This window comes from Arthrobacter sp. ZGTC212, assembly GCF_002929255.1.
Classification (GTDB): domain Bacteria; phylum Actinomycetota; class Actinomycetes; order Actinomycetales; family Micrococcaceae; genus Arthrobacter_B; species Arthrobacter_B sunyaminii.
On record NZ_PJIJ01000001.1, the window covers coordinates 963,960 to 983,334 of the forward strand.

15 protein-coding genes are annotated in these 19,375 nt (G+C 64.9%); 12 read left to right on the forward strand and 3 right to left on the reverse strand.

Translation table 11 applies throughout. The features are described from left to right. Window positions 1–23: 23 nt before the first annotated feature. Entirely contained in the window at window positions 24–941 is a 918-nt protein-coding gene (gene coaA, locus CXQ89_RS04770; protein WP_216202377.1) for a type I pantothenate kinase, read from the reverse strand. A gap of 206 nt (window positions 942–1,147) precedes the next feature. Between coaA and glmS the strand changes: the two genes are divergently transcribed. The 12 genes from glmS (at window position 1,148) to tsaD (ending at window position 16,538) form a co-directional block, all read left to right on the forward strand. Further along, entirely contained in the window at window positions 1,148–3,043 is a 1,896-nt protein-coding gene (gene glmS / locus CXQ89_RS04775) for a glutamine--fructose-6-phosphate transaminase (isomerizing) (protein WP_104160440.1), read from the forward strand. Further along, window positions 3,043–3,393 carry a holo-ACP synthase gene (locus CXQ89_RS04780; RefSeq protein WP_104052706.1) on the forward strand — a complete coding sequence of 117 codons (351 nt, stop codon included), beginning with the start codon at window positions 3,043–3,045 and terminating at the stop codon, window positions 3,391–3,393. Before glmS ends, CXQ89_RS04780 begins: the two co-directional genes overlap by 1 nt. Before the next feature lie 9 nt (window positions 3,394–3,402). Continuing rightward, entirely contained in the window at window positions 3,403–5,007 is a 1,605-nt protein-coding gene (locus CXQ89_RS04785) for an NAD(P)H-hydrate epimerase (RefSeq protein ID WP_104160441.1), read from the forward strand. A gap of 59 nt (window positions 5,008–5,066) precedes the next feature. Next, window positions 5,067–7,256 (forward strand): glycogen debranching protein GlgX, encoded by a 2,190-nt coding sequence (gene glgX, locus CXQ89_RS04790; RefSeq protein ID WP_104160442.1) that lies wholly within the window; start codon window positions 5,067–5,069, stop codon window positions 7,254–7,256. Then, a complete protein-coding gene (gene treY, locus CXQ89_RS04795) occupies window positions 7,253–9,592 on the forward strand; it encodes a malto-oligosyltrehalose synthase (protein ID WP_104160443.1) in 2,340 nt (779 codons plus the stop codon). Before glgX ends, treY begins: the two co-directional genes overlap by 4 nt. Then, window positions 9,589–11,343, forward strand: a complete 1,755-nt coding sequence (gene treZ / locus CXQ89_RS04800) for a malto-oligosyltrehalose trehalohydrolase (protein WP_104160444.1) — start codon at window positions 9,589–9,591, stop codon at window positions 11,341–11,343. The genes treY and treZ overlap by 4 nt, the downstream gene beginning before the upstream one ends. 3 nt (window positions 11,344–11,346) lie before the next feature. Further along, entirely contained in the window at window positions 11,347–12,393 is a 1,047-nt protein-coding gene (gene mgrA / locus CXQ89_RS04805; RefSeq protein WP_104160445.1) for an L-glyceraldehyde 3-phosphate reductase, read from the forward strand. Window positions 12,394–12,483: 90 nt separating this feature from the next. Continuing rightward, window positions 12,484–13,650 (forward strand): alanine racemase, encoded by a 1,167-nt coding sequence (gene alr / locus CXQ89_RS04810; RefSeq protein ID WP_237688602.1) that lies wholly within the window; start codon window positions 12,484–12,486, stop codon window positions 13,648–13,650. Further along, window positions 13,647–14,228, forward strand: coding sequence for a tRNA (adenosine(37)-N6)-threonylcarbamoyltransferase complex ATPase subunit type 1 TsaE (gene tsaE, locus CXQ89_RS04815; RefSeq protein ID WP_104160446.1), 582 nt, complete (start codon window positions 13,647–13,649; stop codon window positions 14,226–14,228). Before alr ends, tsaE begins: the two co-directional genes overlap by 4 nt. A gap of 68 nt (window positions 14,229–14,296) precedes the next feature. Next, the gene (gene tsaB, locus CXQ89_RS04820; protein WP_104101566.1) at window positions 14,297–14,965 is read left to right on the forward strand and encodes a tRNA (adenosine(37)-N6)-threonylcarbamoyltransferase complex dimerization subunit type 1 TsaB; all 669 of its coding nucleotides are present in this window, start codon (window positions 14,297–14,299) and stop codon (window positions 14,963–14,965) included. A 38-nt stretch (window positions 14,966–15,003) separates the two neighbouring features. Further along, a complete protein-coding gene (gene rimI, locus CXQ89_RS04825; RefSeq protein WP_104160697.1) occupies window positions 15,004–15,474 on the forward strand; it encodes a ribosomal protein S18-alanine N-acetyltransferase in 471 nt (156 codons plus the stop codon). Continuing rightward, on the forward strand, window positions 15,471–16,538 hold the full coding sequence (tsaD, locus tag CXQ89_RS04830) for a tRNA (adenosine(37)-N6)-threonylcarbamoyltransferase complex transferase subunit TsaD (protein WP_104160447.1): 1,068 nt from the start codon (window positions 15,471–15,473) through the stop codon (window positions 16,536–16,538). The genes rimI and tsaD overlap by 4 nt, the downstream gene beginning before the upstream one ends. A gap of 64 nt (window positions 16,539–16,602) precedes the next feature. Here tsaD and CXQ89_RS04835 read toward each other — a convergent pair whose 3' ends face one another. Continuing rightward, window positions 16,603–18,093 carry an HNH endonuclease signature motif containing protein gene (locus CXQ89_RS04835; protein WP_104160448.1) on the reverse strand — a complete coding sequence of 497 codons (1,491 nt, stop codon included), beginning with the start codon at window positions 18,091–18,093 and terminating at the stop codon, window positions 16,603–16,605. 132 nt (window positions 18,094–18,225) lie between these two features. Further along, window positions 18,226–19,374, reverse strand: a complete 1,149-nt coding sequence (locus CXQ89_RS04840) for a glutamate--cysteine ligase (RefSeq protein ID WP_104052696.1) — start codon at window positions 19,372–19,374, stop codon at window positions 18,226–18,228. Window position 19,375 lies beyond the last annotated feature (1 nt).

The following is a 19,375-nucleotide window of genomic DNA, read 5'->3' on the forward strand; positions in this document are numbered from 1 at the left end:
CCGAAAGCCCCGCGGGCGCAGTCCTAGGTCTTGCGCAGGAGCATGCGGCTCACCGAGTGGTCCGCATCCTTGGTGAGAACCAGCTGGGCGCGCCCGCGCGTGGGCAGCACATTGGTGATGAGGTTGGGCTCGTTGATGCGCTTCCAGATGTCCAGGGCGGTTGCCCGGGCCTGCTCATCCGTCAGGTCTGCGTACCGGTGGAAATAGGATTCCGGGTCCGCAAAGGCTCCGCCGCGCAGAGACTGGAAACGCTGGACGTACCATTCCTCGATGTACGAGGTCCGGGCGTCGACGTAGATCGAGAAATCGAAAAAGTCGCTCAGGGCAAGGCCGGCCCGGCCGTCGGCGCGTGTCCGGGCCGGCGCAAGAACGTTCAGCCCCTCAACAATCAGCACATCCGGCCGCCGGACAACAATCTCTTCGCCCGGAACGATGTCGTAGGTCAGGTGTGAGTACCGCGGTGCCCGCACTTCCTCGGCACCGCTCTTGATGGCGCTGACAAAACGCAGCAGGGCACGACGGTCGTAGGACTCCGGAAAGCCCTTGCGCTGCATCAGGCCGCGCCTTTGCAGCTCGGCGTTTGGATACAGAAAACCGTCGGTGGTGATGAGCTCCACATTTGGCGTGTCCGGCCAGCGCCGCAGCATCTCCCTCAGGACGCGTGCGGTAGTGGACTTGCCCACAGCCACGGAGCCGGCCAGGCCGATGACGAAAGGAGTCCGGGTGGTCTTCTCACCCAGGAAAGTGGTGGTGGCGCTGTGCAGGCGCCCGGCGGCTGCAACGTAGAGGTTCAGCAGGCGCGAAAGAGGAAGATAAACCTCGCGCACTTCATCAAGGTTCAGTTTCTCGCCCAAACCGCGCAGCCGCAGGATGTCATCCTGGTTCAGCGGTGACCGGATTTCGTTGGAAAGCCGGGACCACGTCTGCCGGTCGAGTTCCACAAACGGCGTAAAGCCGCTGTCCCCTCCGTTCCCGGAAGAGCTCTTGGCTGACGGGGTCTGACCTGAGTTTGATGTTCGGTCGCTCACTTTATGATTCTGCCCTGCCGCGCACCCAATCCAAAACGGAGCGCCCGGCGGCGCGGTGGAGCCCCGGAGCCCGGTCCCGCTTTGGCGTTGCAGGAGCAGTTGCCGGTACTCTTAGCCGTATGTGTGGAATCGTTGGATATGCAGGCCGCCGCCCCAGTGCCGCCGCCGCAGAGCAGGTCAAGAGTCATGAACACGGCGCCCTTGATGTGGTCATGGAAGGCCTGCGCCGCCTGGAATACCGCGGCTACGATTCCGCCGGCGTGGCAGTGCTGACTGACAACGGAATCGAATCCCGCAAAAAGTCAGGCAAGCTCGCCAACCTGGTTGCGGAACTCACCGCCGCACCGCTGCCCGAGGCGACCACCGGCATCGGCCACACCCGCTGGGCAACCCATGGCGGACCCACCGACGAGAACGCACACCCGCACTTGGCCGATGAAGGCCGCCTCGCGCTGATCCACAACGGCATCATCGAAAACTTCGCGGAACTCAAAGCCGAACTGCTCGACGCCGGAGCGCAGTTCCTCTCCGAAACGGACACCGAAGTAGCCGCTGCCCTGCTGGCTTCCATCTACCGCGGGGAGGGCGGGGGAGACCTGGCTCTTTCCATGCAGCTGGCCTGCCGCCGGCTGGAAGGTGCCTTCACGCTTCTGGCTATTCACGCTGACTCGCCCGACGTCGTCGTCGCGGCGCGCCGCAACTCTCCGCTCGTCGTCGGGCTCGGCGACGGTGAAAACTTCCTGGGCTCGGATGTTTCCGGCTTCATCGACTTCACCCGCCGTGCCGTTGAGCTGGGACAGGACCAGATCGTCACCATCACCCCCGAAACGGTGGATATCACCGATTTCTACGGCAACCCGGCCACGGGCACGGAATTCGAGGTCAACTGGGACGCCGCCGCCGCGGAAAAGGGCGGATACCCCTCCTTCATGGAGAAGGAAATCAACGATCAGCCGCAGGCGGTGGGGGACACCCTGCTGGGCCGCTCCGACGCGGAGGGCCGTTTGACCCTGGACGAGCTGCGCATCGACCCCGAAGAGCTCAAGTCCATCAACAAGATCATGGTGCTGGCCTGCGGTACTTCCGCCTATGCCGGGCAGGTGGCCAAGTACGCCATTGAGCACTGGTGCCGGATCCCCGTGGAAGTGGAGCTCAGCCACGAGTTCCGCTACCGCGATCCGATTGTGGACGGCAACACGCTGATCGTGGCGATCTCCCAGTCCGGTGAGACCATGGACACGCTGATGGCCGTCCGCTACGCCAAGGAGCAGGGCGCCAAGGTTCTGGCCATCTGCAACACCAATGGCTCCACTATCCCGCGCGAGTCCGACGCCGTGCTGTACACGCATGCCGGTCCGGAAATCGCCGTGGCCTCCACCAAGGCTTTCCTGGCGCAGATCACCGCCGCCTACCTGCTGGGCCTGTACCTTGCCCAGCTGCGCGGAGATAAGTTCCAGGGCGAAATCAAGGACCTGCTGACCGACCTTGCGAAGGTCCCTGCCAAGATCCAGCAGGTGCTGGACAACTCAGGACAAATCAAGGAACTGGCCGAGATGATGGCCGACACCAAGTCCGTGCTGTTCCTGGGCCGCCATGTTGGCTTCCCGGTGGCCATGGAAGGTGCCCTGAAGCTGAAGGAACTGGCTTACATCCACGCCGAAGGCTTCGCCGCCGGCGAGCTCAAGCACGGTCCGATCGCCCTGATCGAAGAAGGCCAGCCGGTCTTTGTGGTGGTTCCCTCCCCGCGCGGCCGCGATTCGCTGCACGCCAAGGTGGTTTCCAACATCCAGGAGATCCGCGCCCGCGGCGCCAAGACCATCGTGATCGCAGAAGAGGGCGACGACGCAGTGAAGGCTTACGCCGAGTACGTGTTCTATGTACCGGAAACGCCCACGCTGCTGGCCCCGCTGCTGACCACCGTTCCGCTGCAGATCTTCGCCTGCGCACTGGCCACGGCCAAAGGCTTCGACGTGGATCAGCCGCGTAACCTCGCCAAGTCCGTCACGGTCGAATAATGATCGTCGGCATCGGCGTGGACGTCGTGGACGTGCCGCGCTTCGGCCGCCAGCTGGAGCGGACCCCCGGCCTGCGTGCCCGGCTGTTTGTGCCGGCCGAGCGTGAACTGAACCTGCGGTCCCTTGCGGCACGCTTCGCAGCGAAGGAAGCGGTTGCCAAGGCCCTCGGGGCGCCGGCCGGCATGAACTGGCAGGACTGCCAGGTGGATCTTGACGCCGCCGGAGCCCCCGCCGTCAGCGTGCGCGGCACGGTGGCAGCTGCCGCGGAGGCCAAGGGCGTGCGGGTCTGGCACCTGTCCCTGAGCCACGACGGCGACGTTGCCACAGCAATGGTGGTTGCCGAGAGCTAGTCTGTAGGCATGATCAGTGCCTACTCCGGCACCGCTGTGCGGGCCGCTGAAAAACCCCTGCTCGAGGCCGGAAACGGTCCAGCACTGATGCAGCGGGCAGCGTACGGGCTGTACGCTGCCTGCGCCCGGGAACTGCTGGAGCGGCGCGGTTCCCTGTACGGGGCGCGCGTGACTGTGCTGGCAGGCGCCGGCAACAACGGCGGCGACGCGCTCTTCGCCGGAGCGAGGCTGGGCCGCCGCGGCGCAGCCGTTACGGCCGTCCTTACCTCGGCTGTCTCCCATCCACAGGCACTGGCCGCCTTCCGGTCCGCCGGCGGCAGGACCGTAGAGCTTTCCAGCGCCGTTGAGGAGTGCACCCGGCTTTGTGCGGCGTCGGATCTGGTCATCGACGGCATCCTGGGCACCGGCGGCAAAGGCGGTTTGCGGGGTCCTGCCGCCGAGCTGGCCCGTGCATTCGCCGGTCTCACCTCCGGCAGCAACCCTTCACCGGTGATGATCGCCTGCGACCTTCCCAGCGGCGTGGATGCCGACACCGGCCGCGCCGACGGGGTGCATCTGGCTGCGGACCTCACGGTGACCTTCGGCGCAGCCAAAACCGGTCTGATGGCCGGACCCGGGGCGGTGGCCGCAGGCCGGATCGAAATCATCGATATCGGCCTGGGAACGGTCCCGGGCCAGGCTGTCCGCCGGCTCGAAACTGCCGACCTCACCGGCCTGCTGCCGTCTCCGCGGAAAACAGATCAGAAATACTCCCGCGGTGTCCTCGGTATTGCGGCCGGCTCGGCAACTTACCCCGGCGCCGCAGTGCTGGCCACTGGAGCCGCCCTGGCCACCGGCGTCGGGATGGTCCGCTACCTTGGCCCGGAATCGGTCTGCCGGCTGATCAACACCGCTCATCCGGAAGCCGTCTGCGCCACCGGAAACGTTCCCCTGGCGCACGTGCAGGCCTGGCTGGCCGGACCGGGAGCCGGAACGGATGAAGACCAGCGGCGCCGGGCACTGGAGGCCATGACCTCCGGCCTGCCCGCGGTGATCGACGCGGACGCCATTTCCTACGTGGAGCCGGGTCTTGGTCCGCAGGTGGTTTTGACCCCGCACGCCGGGGAGCTCACGGCCCTCCTCATCCGTTTGGGGGAGACGGTCACCCGGGAGCAGATCGAAGGAGATCCCCTGCGGTACGCCCGCCGCGCTGCGGAACTCACCGGGGCTACGGTGCTGCTCAAAGGCTGGGCCACGATCACTGCGTCACCCACCGGTGAAACCTACAGTCAGGCCGAGGCCACACCCTGGCTCGCGGCCGCCGGTTCAGGGGACACTCTGGCGGGCATCCTGGGTGCCCTGCTTGCCACCACCCGGTGTAATCGGGACGCCGACCCGGAACCCCCGGCGGGGTACTACGCCGAACTGGCCGCAGCGGCAGCCAGTATCCACGGCAGGGCCGGAAACCTCGCCGCGCAGGCGGGACCGCTGGAACCATCAGCGCTCCCGGCAGCTATCCGGACCGTGTTGGGGGAGTTGGCGGCCATGCGGGAAGCATCGAAACGTGCCGGCCGGCGGCCGAAAAACAGGGAGTGGCAATCGGTCCCGTTTAATGCTTTGCCCCGTCTGAGGTAAAAAAGTAAGTAGACATACTACTTTGCTTGTTGTCATCTGGAACTAGTCAGGAGCTCTACATGGAAGTTTGGCCGGGAGACGCCTATCCGCTGGGCGCTACCTACGACGGAAACGGCACCAACTTTGCGTTGTACAGCGAGGTGGCGGAGTCCGTCACGCTGTGCCTGTTTGACGACGACGGCGTCGAGACCTGTGTGCGCCTCACCGAGGTGGACGCCTATGTGTGGCACTGCTACCTGCCGCAGGTGATGCCCGGGCAGAAGTACGGCTACCGCGTTGACGGGCCCAACGATCCGGCCCAGGGCAACCGCTGCAACCCGAACAAACTGCTGCTGGACCCCTATGCGAAGGCAGTATCAGGCGAGATCGACTGGGACCAGTCCCTCTTCGGCTACAACTTCGGCGACGAGAACTCACGCAATGACGAGGACTCAGCGCCGCACATGATGATGGGCGTGGTGATCAACCCCTTCTTCAACTGGGACGGTGACCGCAAGCCCAAGATCCCGTACCACCAGTCGGTCATCTATGAAGCCCACGTCAAGGGCCTGACCGAGCGCCACCCCGAGGTTCCCGAGGAACAGCGCGGTACCTATGCCGGCGTCGCGCACCCCGCGGTGATCGCCCACCTGCAGAAGCTGGGCGTCACCGCCATCGAACTGATGCCGGTGCACCAGTTCGTGAATGACTCCACGCTGCAGGAAAAGGGACTGTCGAACTACTGGGGCTACAACACCATCGGATTCTTCGCGCCCCAGAACACCTACAGCGCCACCGGTGACGACGGCCAGCAGGTCCAGGAGTTCAAGGGCATGGTTCGTGCCCTGCACCTGGCCGGCATCGAAGTCATCCTCGACGTGGTCTACAACCACACGGCAGAGGGCAACCACATGGGCCCCACGCTGTCCTTCCGGGGCATCGACAACCAGGCGTACTACCGCCTTGTCGATGACGACAAGCGCTACTACATGGACTACACAGGGACGGGCAACTCCCTGAACGTGGGAAACCCGCACTCGCTGCAGCTGCTCATGGATTCGCTGCGCTACTGGGTCACCGAAATGCACGTTGACGGTTTCCGCTTCGACCTCGCCTCCACCCTGGCCCGCGAGTTCTATGACGTGGACAAGCTCTCCACCTTCTTCGAACTGGTGCAGCAGGACCCGGTGGTTTCCCAGGTGAAGCTGATCGCCGAGCCCTGGGACATCGGACCCGGTGGTTACCAGGTGGGCAACTTCCCTCCCCAGTGGACCGAATGGAACGGCAAGTACCGCGACACCGTGCGCGATTTCTGGCGCGGCGAGCCCTCCACCCTGGGGGAGTTTGCCTCCCGCATCACCGGGTCTGCGGACCTCTACGAGTCCTCGGCACGCCGCCCCGTGGCGTCCATCAACTTTGTCACCGCCCATGACGGCTTCACCCTGCGCGACCTCGTCTCCTACAACGAGAAGCACAACGAGGCCAACGGTGAAGACAACAACGACGGCGAGTCCCATAACCGCTCCTGGAACTGCGGAGCGGAGGGTCCCACGGATGATCCCGAGGTGCTGTCCCTGCGCGCCCGGCAGCAGCGGAACTTCCTGGCCACGCTCCTGCTGTCACAGGGCGTTCCCATGATTGCGCACGGTGATGAGCTTGGCCGCACCCAGGAGGGCAACAACAACACGTATGCCCAGGACTCGGAGCTGAGCTGGATCGACTGGGAGAACATGGACACTCCGCTGCTCGAATTCACCGCCGCGGTCAACACCCTGCGCGCCGAACACCCCACGTTCCGCCGCCGCCGCTTCTTCGATGGCAGGCCGGTGCGCCGCGGCGAAGGCGAAGCACTGCCGGACATCGTTTGGCTGGCGGAAGACGGAAGCCCCATGACCCAGGACGACTGGGACACTCCCGTGAGCCGTTCCCTGGGCGTGTTCCTGAACGGACAGGGAATTTCCGGCCGTGATGCCCGCGGAGAGCGGATCACCGACGTGAACTTCCTGCTGTACTTCAATGCCCACGACGAGGCGGTCAAGGTCACCCTGCCGTCGCGTGAGTATGCGCCGATGTGGGACGAGGTCATTGACACGGCCGGTGAATTTGCCGATTCCGGATCCATTCCGGCGGATGCCAAAATCACCATTGCAGCCAAGTCCATGGTGGTCCTGCGTGCCCACGAAGCGGAGGAAGAGCACGACCACTCCGTGGCTGCCTCCCTCGCAGCCCTGGCCGGTTCCAAGCAGCACAGCGGCGAGGCCGCCGTATGAGGACCCCGCTGTCCACCTACCGCCTGCAGATCCGGCCGTCGTTCACGCTGTTCGACGCCGCCGAGCTGGTCCCGTATTTGAAGGATCTGGGGGTCGACTGGATTTACCTGTCACCGATCCTGACCGCCGAACCGGGTTCGGACCACGGTTACGACGTGGTTGACCCGACGGCGGTGGATCCTGCCCGCGGCGGCGCCGAAGGGCTGAAGTCCCTCTCCGCCGCCGCCCATGCCGCCGGCATGGGGGTGCTGGTGGACATTGTGCCCAACCACATGGGGGTCGCCACCCCCGCGCGGAATGACTGGTGGTGGTCGCTCCTGAAGGAAGGCCGGGGTTCCCGGTACGCCGAAGCTTTCGACGTCGACTGGGACGCGGCAGGCGGAAAACTCCGCCTGCCCGTCCTGGGCGACGGCGACAACGAGCTGGAGCAGCTGAAACTGGTCAACGACGAGCTGCACTACTACGACAACCGATACCCGGTGGCGCCGGGAACGGCGTCCGACGGCGATTCGGCCGTGGACGTCCACGCCCGCCAGCACTACGAACTGGTGAACTGGCGGCGGGCAGACAATGAACTGAACTACCGCCGCTTCTTCGGCGTGAACACCCTCGCCGGCATCCGCGTGGAGGAGCCCTGGGTCTTCGATGAATCCCATGCGGAGATCAAGCGCTGGTTTGATGAAGGACTCGTGGATGGTCTGCGGATCGACCATCCGGACGGGCTGGCCGACCCCAAGGGCTACCTGGCCCGGCTGCGGAAACTGACCGGGGGCGCCTACATCCTGGTGGAAAAGATCCTGGAGCCGGGGGAGACGCTGCCCCGGAACTGGGAAACAGAAGGAACCACCGGATATGACGCGCTGGCGGACATCGACCGGCTTTTCGTTGACCCGGCAGGCGAGGGCACCTTGACGGCCATGGTGCCCGTGGAACCGTACGCGGACATGATCCACGGCACCAAACGCGGCATCGCCGATCAGCTGCTGCACTCGGAAGTGCAGCGCCTGGTCCGGCTGCTGCCGTCGGACTCCGGGCTGGAACCGGAGACCGCAGCGGATGCACTCGCGGAACTGCTGGCCTGCTTTCCGGTGTACCGCAGTTACCTCCCGGACGGGGCAGGATATTTGACCGATGCCGTCATCGCGGCCACAGTGCGCCGGCCGGACCTGGCTGCTGCCCTGGCTACCCTGGGCGGGCTGCTGAATCCGCTGGGAACAGGGGAAACGAATGACGTCTCCCTCCAGGCCCTGGGCGAGCTTGCGGTGCGCTTCCAGCAGACTTCCGGCATGGTGATGGCCAAGGGCGTGGAAGACACTGCGTTCTACCGTTACTCACGCCTGACCTCGCTGAACGAGGTGGGTGCGGATCCGGCACATTTCGCGGTGGCACCGTCGGACCTGCACAGCAAGATGTTGCGCCGGCAGCTGGAGCAGCCCGCTGCCATGACCGCGCTGACGACGCATGACACCAAGCGCAGCGAAGACACCCGCGCCCGGATTTCGGTCCTTTCGGAGATTCCCGACGAGTGGAATGAAACCTTCACCGCTCTGGAGTCCCTGGCACCCATGGGAGATGTGCCGATGGCCAACCTGCTGTGGCAGGCGATCATCGGTGCCTGGCCGCTCAGCCGTGAGCGTGCCCATGCCTACGCTGAAAAGGCTTCGCGCGAAGCGTCGAGCAGCACCACATGGACTGCACCCAACGCCGAGTTCGAAGAGCGCATGCACGCAGCCGTTGACGCCGCCTTCGACAACCCTGAGGTCACCGCCCGCATTGAAGCGCTCGTGGAGCGGATCCTTAGTGCCGGCTACTCGAACTCCCTTTCCGCCAAGCTCCTGCAGCTGACCATGCCCGGGGTTCCGGATGTCTATCAGGGCACCGAGTTCTGGGACCGGTCGCTCGTCGATCCGGACAACCGGCGCGAAGTGGATTACACCCGGCGCCGCGCCGTTGCCGAATCCCTGGCCGGCGGCACCGTGCAGGCACCGGACCTGGACGAAGAAGCAGCCGCCAAGCTGCTCGTCACCATGCGGGCACTGCAGCTCAAGCGCGGGCGCCCGGAGCTTTTCACCCACTACGTCCCCGTAGCGGTGGAAGGTCCGGCGGCAGAGCATCTCTTTGCCTTCGACCGGGGCGGAGCCATTACAGCTGTCACCCGGCTGCCGCTCGGAATGGAGCGCGACGGCGGATGGCGGGACACCGCCGTCGTGCTTGATGCGGGAACCTACCGTGACGTGCTCACAGGCCGGATGCTCGAAAGCAGCGGCCGGCTGGCGGCCGCGGATCTGTTTGAAATCTATCCGGTGGCACTACTCGTTCGGGAGGACGGCGAATGAGGACGAATTTCGACGTATGGGCGCCCAAAGCCGGCACGATGACGCTGCTGGCCGACGGCCGCAAATTGTCCATGAGCCGCGGCGAAAACGGCTGGTGGCATGCCCAGCACGCCGAACTCACCGGGGACATTGATTACGGGTACCTGATTGACGACGCGCAGACACCGGTTCCGGATCCCCGGTCCCGGCGCCAGCCCGAGGGCGTCCATGCGCTGTCACGCACGTTCGATCCGGACGAATACCAGTGGCATGATGCGGACTGGAAATCGCCCGGCCTGGACGGCAGCGCCATCTACGAGCTGCATATCGGTACGTTCACGCCGGAAGGCACCCTGGACGCGGCCATCGGCAAGCTCGGCTATCTGGTGGACCTGGGTGTTCGGTATGTGGAACTGCTGCCGGTGAATGCTTTCAACGGAACCCACAACTGGGGTTACGACGGCGTGCTCTGGTACGCCGTGCAGGAAACCTACGGCGGCCCCGAGGCCTACCAGCGGTTCGTTGATGCCGCGCATCAAGCAGGACTCGGAGTCATCCAGGACGTGGTGTACAACCACCTCGGACCCAGCGGCAACTACCTCCCGATGTTCGGTCCGTACCTGACGGAAGGCAAGGCCAACACATGGGGCGATTCGGTAAATCTGGACGGCCCGCTCTCTGACACCGTCCGGCAGTACATTGTGGACAACGTGCTGATGTGGTTCCGCGACTACCACGTGGACGGACTGCGCCTGGATGCGGTGCATGCGCTGCACGACGAGCGCGCCATCCACATTCTGGAAGAGATAGCGCAGGAAACCGAAAAGTGCGCGCGCGGTCTCGGCAAGCCGCTGTTCCTGATCGCCGAATCGGATCTGAACGATCCCCGGCTGATCAGTCCGCGGAACCTGAACGGCTACGGGCTGGACGGCCAATGGTCTGATGATTTCCACCATGCCGCACATACCAACCTCACCGGGGAAAACGGGGGTTATTACGAGGATTTCGATTCCCTCGGCGCCTTGGCCAAGGTGCTGCGGGACGGGTTCTTCCATGACAGCGGTTTCTCCTCCTTCCGTGGCCGTGCCCACGGAAGGCCCATCAACAAAGACGTGATCTCTGCCCGGCAGCTTGTGACCTGCATTCAAAATCACGACCAGATTGGCAACCGGGCGGCCGGGGACAGACTCAGCGCGAGCCTGGGTTATCCGCAGCTGGCGCTTGCCGCAGTGCTGAACCTGACCTCCCCGTTTACGCCGATGATCTTCATGGGCGAAGAATTCGGTGCCTCCACGCCCTGGCAGTTCTTTACCTCCCACCCGGAACCGGAGCTGGGCAAGGCAACGGCGGAAGGCCGGCTGCGGGAGTTTGAGCGGATGGGCTGGGACCCGGACACGGTGCCCAACCCCCAGGACCCGTCAACCTTCGCCAATTCAAAGCTGGACTGGTCCGAGGTTGAAGAGGGTGACCATGCGAAGCTGCATGCTTTGTACCAGCAGCTCCTGACGCTTCGCCGTGACCGTCTTGATCTGATGGACCCGGATCTCCGCAGCGTCAGCGTGGACTTCGACGAAGTGGGCCGGTGGCTTGTCCTGCAACGGGGAGACACCGCCGTCGTACTGAATTTCGCGGGCGATTCCCGCGAGATCCCCCTTCCGATCAGCTCTCCGCAGCTGCTGCTGGAGACGGCACCCGCGGAGCTGTATGAAGACGGTGTTCAGCTGCCCGCTTACGGCGCTGCCGTCCTCGCGACATCGAATGGCAGGATGTAACCCATGACCTACATTGCTGCGGAAAACCGCTACGATTCCATGCCCTACCGCCGCGTCGGACGCAGCGGGCTGCAGCTGCCCGCTGTATCGCTTGGACTGTGGCACAACTTTGGCGACGATAAGAACTTCGAGACCCAGCGTGCCATCCTGCGCCGGGCGTTTGATCTGGGCGTGACCCATTTCGATCTGGCGAACAACTACGGCCCGCCCTACGGCTCGGCGGAAACCAACTTTGGACGCCATTTCAAGGACGATTTCCGTCCGTACCGGGATGAACTGGTCATCTCCTCGAAGGCGGGCTACGACATGTGGCCCGGTCCCTACGGCAACTGGGGGTCCCGCAAGTACCTGCTCGCGAGCCTGGACCAGTCCCTGGAACGCATGGGCCTGGACTACGTGGACATTTTCTACAGCCACCGTCCCGATCCCGAGACGCCGCTGGAAGAGACCATGGGAGCACTGGACACCGCCGTGCGCTCCGGCCGGGCCCTGTACGCCGGCATCTCGTCCTACTCGCCGGAGAAGACCATTGAAGCTGCGCGGATCCTGCGCGACATGGGAACTCCGCTGCTGATTCACCAGCCCTCCTACTCCATGCTGAACCGCTGGGTTGAGCAGGGGGACCCGAACCTGTTCGCTGCTTTGGAGGAAGTCGGGGCGGGCTCCATCGCCTTCAGCCCGTTGGCGCAGGGTCTGCTGACCAGCAAGTACCTGAACGGGGTGCCCGAGGATTCCCGCGCCGCGGCCGGGAAATCGCTGGAGAAGTCCCAGCTGTCCGAGGACAACCTGCGGCGGGTGCGGGCACTGAACGACCTGGCGGAATCCCGCGGCCAGACGCTGGCCCAGATGGCTATTGCCTGGGTGCTGCGGCCGCAGTCCGGAGGCGGTGCCGTCACATCGGCGCTGGTGGGTGCCTCCAGCGTCCGTCAGCTTGAGGACAGCCTTGCGGCAGTGAATCGCCTCGACTTCACCGCCGAGGAACTGGCCAGCATCGACGAGCATGCGGTGGACTCCAACATCAATTTGTGGGCCTCGGCTCTGGACGCCTAACAAGTGAGGCTGCAGCCGGTTCCACCGGTTGCAGCCTCACGGGCGACCCGACCGGCGCCGGTACAGTGCGGGAAATGAAAGAATGGTCTGGTGAACGACCAACAAGTACCTCCTCCCGCTGAACGCCTCGCCCTCATAGATCTAGCCGCCGTGCGGCACAACGTCCGCCACTTTGTCCGGCTCACCAGTCCGGCCCGCGTGATGGCAATCGTCAAGGCTGATGCGTACGGCCACGGCGCGGAGCAGGTGGCACGCGCAGCATTGGAAGCCGGAGCCACTTGGCTTGGTGTCGCCCATATTTCCGAAGCGCTCGCGCTGCGAAGTGCCGGCATTTCAGCTCCGATTCTGGCCTGGCTGCATACCGTGGACACCCCCTTTGCCGAGGCAGTGGCTGCCAACGTTGATTTGGGACTTTCGGGATGGGAACTGGAGTCAGTCGTGGCCGCTGCACGGGAACTGCAGATTCCGGCACGGGTGCACCTGAAGATCGACACCGGGCTTGGCCGCAACGGCTGCCCCGAGGACAAATGGGAAGCGTTCGTTGGCCGGGCCCTGGCCTATCAGGAGGAGGGGCTGCTGCGCGTCGTCGGAATCTTCTCCCACTTTTCCGTGGCAGATGAACCGGAAAGGCCGGAGACTGACCTGCAGCTGGAGAAGTTCCGCACCGCCGTGGCAGTTGCCGAAGACGCCGGAGTGGACCATGAAGTGCGGCACATCGCCAACACTCCCGCAGCACTTTCCCGCCCCGATTCCCACTTTGACATGGTGCGGGTTGGGTTGGGCATGTACGGTCTGTCGCCCTTTCCGGAGCAGTCACCCGACGAGCTGGGCTTGCGCCCGGCCATGACCCTGAAGACCACCATCGCCAACTGCAAGGAGGTCCCCGCCGGGCAGGGTGTTTCCTATGGGCTTCGTTACACCACGCAGGAGCCCACCACGCTCGCGCTGGTTCCCTTGGGCTATGCCGACGGCGTCCCCCGCGTGGGCACGGGCGGTCCCGTCTGGGTGGACGGCAATGTTTACCCGGTAGTCGGCCGGATAGCCATGGACCAGATGGTGATAGACCTTAAGGCCACCGGCATTGCAGGAACCGGCAAAGACCTCGTGGGCCGGGAAGCAGTGCTGTTCGGCGGTGTGGGAATGCCTTCCGTGGATGAATGGGCGGAGGCCTGCGGAAGCATCAACTACGAGATCATTACCAGGATCAGCTCCCGCGTTCAGCGTAAGTACACCGATTCCGAGGAGGCCGGGCTATGAGCGGAAAGTTCGCTGCCACCGGCGCAGCTGAACCCGTATGGGAAGAAGAAATCCGCACTACGGATGCCCTGCAGACACAGGCCGTGGCCGAGCAGCTGGGTCACCGGCTGGCCGCAGGTGACCTCCTGCTGCTCACGGGCGAACTCGGAGCCGGTAAAACCACTTTCACCCAGGGCCTGGGCCGCGGGCTCGGTGTCCGGCCCGGAATCATTTCCCCAACCTTCGTGCTGATGCGCATCCATCCGAGCCTGGCGGACGGACCCGATCTGGTGCACGTGGATGCCTACCGGCTCGGGTCCAGCGGTGAGATTGATGACATTGACCTGGAAAACACGATGGATACCTCCGTCACCGTGGTCGAGTGGGGCCGGGGCCTGGTGGAACACCTGTCGGACAGCCGGCTGGAGGTGACGCTCCTGCGTCCCACCGGCGGCGGCACTGTGGGTGGGCAGGAGACCGGCCAGCCGGTGCAGGAAGCCGCCGGCCTGAGCTTCGAGTACGACGATGATCCTGATGAAGAACGGGTGATCCGGTTCGCCGCCTACGGCCCGCGGTGGAAGGACAACCGCCTTTCCTGACCTGCCGGCGGGCTTCGACCGGTCCGGGACGCAAAATGCGGAGCAAAAGGGGACGTAAAATAGGCACCGTGCTTATTCTCTCTATTGACACCTCCGCTATTGCCAGTGCGGCACTGCTGACCGGGGAAGGGGAGACCCTGGCCGCGTTCGCCACGCAGGACACCCGTTCCCACGCCGAAGTGCTGGCACCGGGTATCCGGAACCTGATGGAAACAGCGGGCGTCACCGCCGCTGACATCGACGCCGTGGTGGTGGGAGTGGGTCCCGGACCGTTTACGGGGCTCCGCTCCGGCATTGCCACAGCGCGTACCCTCGGCTTCGCGTGGCAGAAACCCGTGCATGGAGTGATGAGCCTGGACGCGATTGCGGCTGACGCAGCCCTGGACGCCTGGCGGCTGGGCATTGACGAATTTGTCGTGGCCACCGATGCCCGGCGCAAGGAAGTCTACTGGGCGCATTACCGCAGCACCGGAGGGACACCCGAACTCCTGGCCGGGCCGTTCGTGAGCGATCCAGCAGAGGTGCCGGACCTGCCGGCCTACGGTGCCGGGGCCGGGTTGTACCCTGAGGTCCTGCGCGGTGTCGCTGACTTTGCCGGCACCCAGCCCACCGCGGAAGCCCTCGGCCGCACCGCCGTCGTGCGGCTGGTCCGCGGCCTTCCACTGCTGGACAGCACTCCGCTGTACCTGCGCGAATCCGATGCCAAGGTGCCAGGCCCGCGGAAGCGCGCGCTGTGACCGGCCATACCGCTGCCGTGCCCGCGAAGATCCGGACCATGACCGTTGACGATATCGCCGCCGTGGACGCACTCGAGCGGGCCCTGTTCCCGGTGGATGCGTGGCCGCTGCAAATGTTCTACGACGAGCTGAACCAAGCAGATACCCGTTCCTATTACGTCGCCGTGGACAGCCGCGGCACGGTGATTGGGTACGCCGGACTCATGTGCGTGCTGCCCATAGCCGATGTGCAGACCATCGCCGTCGCGCCTGAGGCTGAGGGCGCCGGCATCGGCTCTGCACTCCTGACCACGCTCATCGAAGAGGCCAAAGCCCGCGGAGCCGACGACGTGCTGCTGGAAGTGCGGGCGGACAACCCCCGGGCCCAGCGGCTCTACCGCTGGTTCGGATTCGAGCAGATCCACATCCGTCCGCGCTACTACCGTGACGGCGCCGACGCACTCATCATGCGGCTGGACCTTTCCACTTGGAACGGGTCCCCGCACGCAACAACGAAGGACCCGAAATGAACCGCACCGACCCCCTGGTGCTTGGCATCGAATCATCCTGTGACGAAACCGGAGTCGGGATTGTCCGCGGCGACCAGCTGCTGACCAACACCGTTTCCTCGTCGATGGATGAGCACGTCCGTTTTGGCGGCGTGATTCCGGAGATCGCCTCCCGTGCACATCTGGACGCCTTCGTTCCCACGCTGCAGCAGGCCCTGGACGAGGCCGGAGTAACCCTGGCCGAAGTGGATGCGATCGCCGTGACCTCCGGGCCGGGACTGGCCGGAGCACTGATGGTGGGTGTCTGCGCTGCCAAGGCGCTCGCCGTTGCCACAGGTAAGCCACTGTACGCAATCAATCACCTGGTGGCCCATGTGGGCGTGGGCGTGCTCGACGGCGGAACCCTGCCGGACAATCTCGGCGCCCTGCTGGTATCCGGGGGCCACACGGAGATCCTGCGCGTGAAGTCGCTGACCGGTGATGTGCAGCTGCTCGGTTCCACCATCGATGACGCTGCCGGCGAAGCCTATGACAAGGTTGCCCGCATCCTTGGGCTCGGTTATCCGGGCGGCCCTGCCATCGACAAGCTGGCCCGGCAGGGAAATCCCAAGGCCATCCGTTTTCCCCGCGGACTGACTCAGCCCAAGTACATGGGTTCTGCAGAAGAGCCCGGCCCGCACCGCTATGACTGGTCCTTCTCGGGACTGAAGACTGCAGTTGCCCGCTGCGTTGAAGCATATGAAGCTGCGGGTGAAGAACTTCCCGTGGCCGACATTGCTGCTTCCTTCCAGGAAGCCGTGGTGGATGTCATCACCGCCAAAGCGGTCCTTGCCTGCACGGAACACGGCATCACAAATCTCCTGCTGGGCGGGGGAGTGGCGGCCAACTCCCGGCTCCGCGAGCTGACGAGGCAGCGCTGCGAGGCCAAGGGCATTTCCCTGCGCGTGCCGCCCATTTCCCTGTGCACGGACAACGGTGCAATGGTTGCTGCCCTGGGGGCGCAAGTGGTGATGGCGGGGGCCGAGCCCTCGGGCATCACTTTCGCGCCGGATCCGTCCATGCCGGTCACGAGCGTCCATCTCTAATCAGCTCACCTAACCGGCTTCCGTAGCCAACTTGTTAGCCCACGCCGACCGATGGCAGCCGAGGTTAGCGGAATCCCAACCGGACAGGTTTTCTTAGCCGGACAGGTTTGCTTACCAGGGATATGGGCAGGGACAGGGGCGCTGGCACGGAACGTCCGGGCCAGCGTGTGGTTCCAGGTAGGGGCGGCGCGGTTGACCGGTAGACGTGGCCGGTGGGTGTGCGCGTTTCGACCGTATGCGGTTGGAGGGTGCGTGGTTCGCGAGCATGGGGCTGGATCGGAGGCTCGGTGACAACTGTGGATTTCCAGCCGGGTGCTTCTTTGGCCTGGTTGCAGGCCTCGCACAGTCCCTGCAGGTTGTGCGCTGTGGTGGGTCCGGCTTCGTGGAAGGGGCGGATGTGGTCGACGTTCCGGATCGGCGCTCCGCACCACGGCATCCGGCAGAGCTGGTCGCGGACCGCGATGAAGCGTGCCAGCCCGGACGGTACCAGCCGTGCCCGGGAGTCCATTCCCACGAGCTGCCCGGTGGACGGTTCCATGTAGAGGCGCCGCAGCCAGGTGCGAACGGTCTTGTCGGGTTGGATGTCCGGGCCAGGCGCGCCGGGACCGGTGTCCGGCCCGACCCGGACGAGGTTCCGGGCGGTCTGTGCCGGGATCATGCCGTAGCCGGGCAGCACGGCCGGTTCGGCGGATCCGGCGAGCAGGGCCCGGTCCGTCATGATCAGCTGCACCTCGATCCGCACGTCTTCGGCCCGGGCCTGACCGGTGGTGCGTTCCACGAAGGTGTCGGCCATGATCTGGCCCTTGGTCCGGGGATCCCCGGCAGCGCGCAGCCGGTCCGCTTCCCGGGTCAGCGCCGCGTAAACGCCCACTCCCTGGGCCACGGGCAGCAGTGCGGTCACGTAGGTCATGGTGTCCGGTGCCGGGCGGCAGGACACGAACCGTTCTGCGGCGGCTTTGGCGGTCCGGTTCACTACGGAGTGCGGGTCCAGGGTGTAGGCGAGGGTTTTGATCCGGGCAATGAGCTGCCGGTCGCCGAGCTGTTCCAGGGCGGAGAGGTTGCCGGCGACGAGTTCGTCCACGCGCTGCCGGTCCTCCCGGGTTAGGCACGCGGTTTCCCGGACCAGGAGGGTGGCCCGCCATTCGCTGATGACCCCGGTGGTGAGGGCGTGCAGGGTGTGGGGCATTTCCCGGGTCAGGATCCGGGCCAGACCGAGCAGCCGGTTTCCGCGGTGCGGGGATTCCCGGCGGGCGAAGCCGATCTGCGCGCCGACTCCCTTGCCGAGGTCTTCGGCCCGGGCGCCGGCTGCGGCCTGGGTTCGGCGGGTGATGGCGTCGAACAAGGCTGTTGCGCGGGCTTGGGCGGCGGACGCGGCTGCTTTGAGTTCTTCCAGCGCCCGGATCTGATCGATCAGTGCTGTCAATGCTGCCAATGCTGCCGGTGCCGCCGGCACAGAGCTCTCGGGATCCGGGCCCGCCACGGAAGGACCCGGGTCAGCGCTCCCGCTGATCCGGACGGTCTCCTGTGCTTCGCGGCCCGACAGTTCCTCGTACATGTGTTCTATTTTAGTGCTGCATCTCACACCCGACACCGAGGATGATTACGGGTAAATTACTCGAATCTAGCCACACCGGGCATCACTTTACTGGTGGCATGCCCGGGTGAGCGTCCAGGGTTCTGCCTGAGGTCAGGCTTCGCCGCGCAGCTGTCGGATTCCGTCTTGCACCACCGCGCGCAGATCGCCGTCGTTCTCTGCAGCAATGCGGCGCTGCCGCTGGTAGCCGGCACCGCGTTCAATGATCGATGCCACGTCCGCCAGCTCGGCAGAACAGCCGAGCTTCTCCGCAACAGGAGCCAGGCGGGGGAGGACATCCTCCAGCAAATGGTCCGTCACCAGCTTCTCGTTGCCGGCAGCATCAAGGATGATGATGGCGTCGAGGCCATACCGGGCCGCACGCCATTTGTTTTCCTGAACGTGCCACGGAGGCATGGTCGGGATGCTGCCGCCGTTGTCCAGGATGGTGGAGAACTCGTCCACCAAACACTGGGTTAGGGCTGCCACGGCGCCCACATCCTGCAGGGTGGCCATGCCGTCGCAGACCCGCATTTCAATGGTGCCCAGGCCCGGCACAGGTCGGATGTCCCAACGGATCTCGCTGATCGAGTCGATCACTCCGGTGGTGAACATGTCCTGGACGTAGGACTCATACTCGGCCCAGGAGCCGAACTGGAAGGGAAGGCCGGCTGTGGGCAGCTGCTGGAACATCAGGGCACGCTGGGAGGCGTAACCGGTGTCCTCGCCGGACCAGTACGGCGAGGAAGCGGACAGCGCCTGGAAGTGCGGGAAGTAGTTGACCAGGCCGTCAAGCACCGGAAGCACCTTGTCCCGGCTGTCCAGACCCACGTGGACATGAACCCCGTAGATGAGCATCTGCTGGCCCCACCACTGCGTGCGGTCAATCAGTTTGGCGTAGCGTTCCTTGTCGGTGACCGGCTGCGAGCGCGGGGCACTGAACGGATGGGAACCGGAGCAGAACAGCTCCACGCCCATGGGATCGGTCACCCGGCGCAGTGCCTCGAGGGAACGGGTCAGGTCAGCTTTGGCGTCAGCAACGGTGTTGCACACACCGGTCACCAGCTCTACGGTGTTTTCGAGCAGTTCCTGCTTGATGTGCGGGTGCTCGTCACCTTCACTGATCCCGGGATGCGCGGCGCTGACGCCGCGCAGAACCTCGTCGGCAACGGACACCAGTTCCCCGGTGTTCCGGTCGACAAGTGCCAGCTCCCATTCAACGCCAAGGGTTGATTGTGCCGACTGGGCGAAACCGATTTCCAAA

Coding starts and splice junctions, on each gene's coding strand:
- glmS (WP_104160440.1), top strand. CDS start 1,148: ATGTGTGGAATCGTTGGATATGCAGGCCGCCGCCCCAGTGCCGCCGCC.
- CXQ89_RS04780 (WP_104052706.1), top strand. CDS start 3,043: ATGATCGTCGGCATCGGCGTGGACGTCGTGGACGTGCCGCGCTTCGGC.
- CXQ89_RS04785 (WP_104160441.1), top strand. CDS start 3,403: ATGATCAGTGCCTACTCCGGCACCGCTGTGCGGGCCGCTGAAAAACCC.
- glgX (WP_104160442.1), top strand. CDS start 5,067: ATGGAAGTTTGGCCGGGAGACGCCTATCCGCTGGGCGCTACCTACGAC.
- treY (WP_104160443.1), top strand. CDS start 7,253: ATGAGGACCCCGCTGTCCACCTACCGCCTGCAGATCCGGCCGTCGTTC.
- treZ (WP_104160444.1), top strand. CDS start 9,589: ATGAGGACGAATTTCGACGTATGGGCGCCCAAAGCCGGCACGATGACG.
- mgrA (WP_104160445.1), top strand. CDS start 11,347: ATGACCTACATTGCTGCGGAAAACCGCTACGATTCCATGCCCTACCGC.
- tsaE (WP_104160446.1), top strand. CDS start 13,647: ATGAGCGGAAAGTTCGCTGCCACCGGCGCAGCTGAACCCGTATGGGAA.
- rimI (WP_104160697.1), top strand. CDS start 15,004: ATGACCGTTGACGATATCGCCGCCGTGGACGCACTCGAGCGGGCCCTG.
- tsaD (WP_104160447.1), top strand. CDS start 15,471: ATGAACCGCACCGACCCCCTGGTGCTTGGCATCGAATCATCCTGTGAC.
- CXQ89_RS04835 (WP_104160448.1), bottom strand. CDS start 18,093: ATGTACGAGGAACTGTCGGGCCGCGAAGCACAGGAGACCGTCCGGATC.